Here is a 3,533-nt window from a genome sequence, read left to right on the forward strand (position 1 = left end):
AGTGCTCGCCCAGCGTGCGGACCGTCTCCGCGATCGCCGGGCGGCGCGCCGCCCCCGTGCGCCACAGCGCGTACAGCCGCCGTACGGGCATGGGGTCGAGCGGCACCTCGACCACCCCCTCGGGCAGCGGGCCGCGCCCCAGCCGGGGGATCAGCGCGATGCCCAGCCCGGCCGCGACCAGGGCGACCAGGGTCGGGTTCTCGTCGGCCTGGTGGACGATCTCGGGCTCGTGCCCGGCCGCGCGCAGGGTGCGTACCAGCCACTCGTGACAGACCCGCCCCGGCGGCTGGCAGATCCACCGCTCACCGCCCAGCTCCTCCCGCCGCACCGCCGTACGCCCCGCGAAGGGATGGTCCCCCGGCACCAGCAGATCGCACAGGTCGTCCCCGATGACCGCCTGCTCCACCCCGGACGGGGCGGGCAGCGGCGCGATGTCCCAGTCGTGCGCGACCACGAGATCCACGGCGCCCTTGGCGACCAGGTCCACGGAGAGATGCGGGTCGATCTCGGTCAGCCGGGTGTCCAGCGCGGGATGCCGGCGGGCCAGATCGGCCAGCACGGACGGCATCAGTCCGCGCGCCGCCGACGCGAACGCGGCGATGGTCAGCCGGCCGGCCGGCACCCCGCGCCGCTCCTCCAGTTCCGTCTCCGCCCGTTCTACGATCGCGATCAGCTCCCGCGCGGTACGCACCAGCTGATGCGCCTCGTCGGTCAGCCGCACGCCCCGGCCCTCCCGCTCCAGCAGCACCGTCCGGGTCTCCCGCTCCAGCTTGGCGATCTGCTGGGACACGGCGGAGGAGGTGTATCCGAGCGCCACGGCGGCGGCACCGACGGTGCCGTGCACCGAGACGGCGTGCAGGGCGCGCAGACGCTGGAGGTCGAGCATGGCGGCGGCTCCCGGTCGGTCGGCGACTCGTCATCCATCAGCGGTGCTTCATCCAACCATGCAGGAATCATCGCTGGTGCTGAAGTGTGCCGGGCGGTGATCCTCGACGTATGCGACCGTCCCACGTGCTCCTCGCCGTCCTCGTCACCGCCGTGTGGGGAGTGAACTTCACCGTCATCGAGGTCGGGCTCGACCACTTCCCGCCGCTGCTCTTCTCCGCCCTGCGCTTCCTCGTCGCGGCGCCGCCCGCGGTGTTCCTCGTGGGGCGGCCCACGGTGGCGTGGAAGTGGATCGTGGGCGTGGGACTGGCGCTCGGGGTGGCCAAGTTCGGCCTGCTGTTCGTCGGCATGGACGCGGGGATGCCGGGCGGGCTGTCCTCCCTGGTGCTCCAGATCCAGGCGGTGTTCACGGCCCTGTTCGCCTTCGCGCTCCTCGGCGAACGCCCCTCCCGGATCCGTCTGGCGGGTATGGCGGTCGCCCTGGCCGGGATCGGCGTGGCGGCGGTCGACGAGGGCGCCTCCGGGCCGCTGCTCGGCTTCGCCCTGGTCGTCGCGGCGGCGGCCTGCTGGGGCGTCTCCAACATCCTCACCCGCAGGGCGGCGCCCCCGGACGCCCTGAACTTCATGATCTGGGTGAGCACGGTCCCGGTCCTCCCCCTCCTCGCCCTCTCCCTCCTCCTGGAGGGCCCGTCGGCCGACCTCGACGCGCTGCGCGCCCTCGACCGGCAGGGCGTCGGCACGGTCCTCTTCGTCGCCTGGGTCGCCACGGTGTTCGGCTTCGGCGCCTGGGGGTGGCTGCTGCGCCGTCACCCCGCCTCCACGGTCGCGCCGTTCTCCCTGCTCGTCCCCGTCTTCGGCATGTCCTCGGCCGCCCTGTTCCTGGGCGAGTCCGTCACCCCGCTGCGATGGTGGGCGGCGGCCCTGCTGGTGGGCGGGGTGGCGCTGGCATCGGTGACGCCGCGGCGGCCGGGGGGACCGGGGCCACGGCCCGCTGCCGACGCCCCCGCCGCCGGAAGCGAGGGGAGCGGATCGGGAGTCCTCGAGCGATCACGTCACGCCAAATTTCATTGAACGCTTGAATACCTGCTTGTCGGCCACTGAGGATGAAGTCGCCATTCGCACCCCGACTCCGTCGGAAGGGAACCGAAACACATGAAGAGCCGGTCCAAGCGATTGGCGATAAGTGCCCTGACAGCCGCCGCACTGACTGCCGCGCTTCCGGCAGCACCCGCCTTCGCCACCGACGAGATCGACTGCGGCACCGGCGACAGCGCCGTCAGGATGACCTACGTGGAGAACGGGGCCGAGCACGCCAGGCGCTGGGAGAACCCCGGCGGTGTCCCGGTCGATCAGTACGGCGTCACGTCCTTCTCCTCGGGCGCCAACGAGGTGGTCGTCTTCTGGAGCGCGGGCATGGGCTGGAAGGTCAACGTGCTCGAGCCCTACACGACGGCCCCCTTCACGGGCGCCGACACCTACCTCGTGTACGGCTTCCAGGTCCTGTAAGCGCGACCGGTGGTCGTCGGGCGGGCCCGGGAGAGCCGGCCCGGCGACTCGGACCGGCCGGCGCGTTCCCCCCGGCCGTCAGGCCGACTCGTTCAGCAGCCGGACCACATGCTCCCGCCCGGGCGACAGCAGTTCCGGCAACGCCGCCGCGTCGGCGTACCAGCGCTTCTCGTACTCCCAGCAGAGCCAGCCGTCCCAGCTGTGCCGGGAGAGGACCTCGACGACCTCGGCGAGCGGGAGGACGCCGGCCCCGAGGACAAGAGGCGTCCTGTCCTCGGCGGAGGCGATGTCCTTCACCTGGACATAGCCCAGGTGGGGCGAGAGCGCCGCGAAGCTCTCCACGGGCTGCTCACCCCCGAGCCAGGTGTGCATCACGTCCCACAGCGCGCCCACCTGCCGGTGCCCGACCAGACCGAGCACCCGCATCGCGTCGGCGCCGGTGCGGTGCGAGTCGTGCGTCTCCAGCAGGATCCGTACGCCCAGGTCTGCCGCGTACTCGGCGGCCGTGCCCAGCCGCCGGGCGGCCGTCGCGTCCGCCTCCTCGGCGGTCTGCTCGTCGCCGCCGGGGAACACCCTGACGAACGGGGCGCCGATGTCCCGGGCGAGGTCGAGGAGGGCCCGGATCTCCCCGATGACGGCGTCGTCCTCACCGGGCGCGGCGACCCGGACGTATCCGGCGAGGCCCAGGATCTCGACGCCGGCCGTTTTGAAGTCGGAGGCGACACCGGCACGTTGCGCGGGAGTGAGGCCCGGGTGGACGGGTTCCTCCGGGTGGGCGCGCAACTCGACGCCGTGGTAGCCGTGCGCGGTCGCGAGGCCCAGCACGTCGGCGAGGGGCAGGCCAGGGACACCGAGGGTGGAGAACGCCAGCTTCATAAAATGGGACACTACCCGCGACCGCCCAGGTCGACTCCACCTCATTACTCCGTCACCCACCCCGGCGCGCCGGCCGCGCCGGCCGACGACGCTCCCGCACCACTCCAGGGGCGCGGGGAACTGCGCGCCAAGCCACCACCCACCCGCGCCCGCGCCCGCACCCGCGCCCGCACCCGTCACGGACTCTGTTCAGACCCGCGGCGTCCGGCGCGACACCCGACGACGCTCCCGCACCACTCCAGGGGCGCGGGGAACTGCGCGCCAAG

Annotated in this window: 4 protein-coding genes; 2 read left to right on the forward strand and 2 right to left on the reverse strand. The window is 73.0% G+C overall.

From position 1 onward, the window contains the following. Positions 1-886 (reverse strand): LysR family transcriptional regulator (locus tag B9S61_RS24295; protein WP_103544154.1); only part of this gene is annotated, 886 nt, incomplete at its 3' end. Between the two features lie 110 nt (positions 887-996). On the opposite strand from B9S61_RS24295, the gene B9S61_RS24300 reads away from it, so the two are divergent. Further along, on the forward strand, positions 997-1,956 hold the full coding sequence (locus B9S61_RS24300) for an EamA family transporter (protein ID WP_103544155.1): 960 nt from the start codon (positions 997-999) through the stop codon (positions 1,954-1,956). Positions 1,957-2,037: 81 nt separating this feature from the next. Beyond that, entirely contained in the window at positions 2,038-2,391 is a 354-nt protein-coding gene (locus B9S61_RS24305; RefSeq protein ID WP_103544156.1) for a hypothetical protein, read from the forward strand. A 78-nt stretch (positions 2,392-2,469) separates the two neighbouring features. On the opposite strand, the gene B9S61_RS24310 is transcribed toward B9S61_RS24305, so the two are convergent. Next, positions 2,470-3,267: a sugar phosphate isomerase/epimerase gene (locus tag B9S61_RS24310; RefSeq protein ID WP_103544157.1), complete on the reverse strand. Its 798-nt coding sequence runs from the start codon at positions 3,265-3,267 to the stop codon at positions 2,470-2,472. Between the last annotated feature and the right edge of the window lie 266 nt (positions 3,268-3,533).

It is taken from the genome of Streptomyces sp. SM1 (assembly GCF_002910825.1).
Classification (GTDB): Bacteria; Actinomycetota; Actinomycetes; order Streptomycetales; family Streptomycetaceae; genus Streptomyces; species Streptomyces okerensis.

Bases quoted from the DNA above. Each gene is read 5' to 3' on its own strand.
- B9S61_RS24305 (WP_103544156.1), top strand. From the start codon at position 2,038: ATGAAGAGCCGGTCCAAGCGATTGGCGATAAGTGCCCTGACAGCCGCC.
- B9S61_RS24310 (WP_103544157.1), bottom strand. From the start codon at position 3,267: ATGAAGCTGGCGTTCTCCACCCTCGGTGTCCCTGGCCTGCCCCTCGCC.
- B9S61_RS24300 (WP_103544155.1), top strand. From the start codon at position 997: ATGCGACCGTCCCACGTGCTCCTCGCCGTCCTCGTCACCGCCGTGTGG.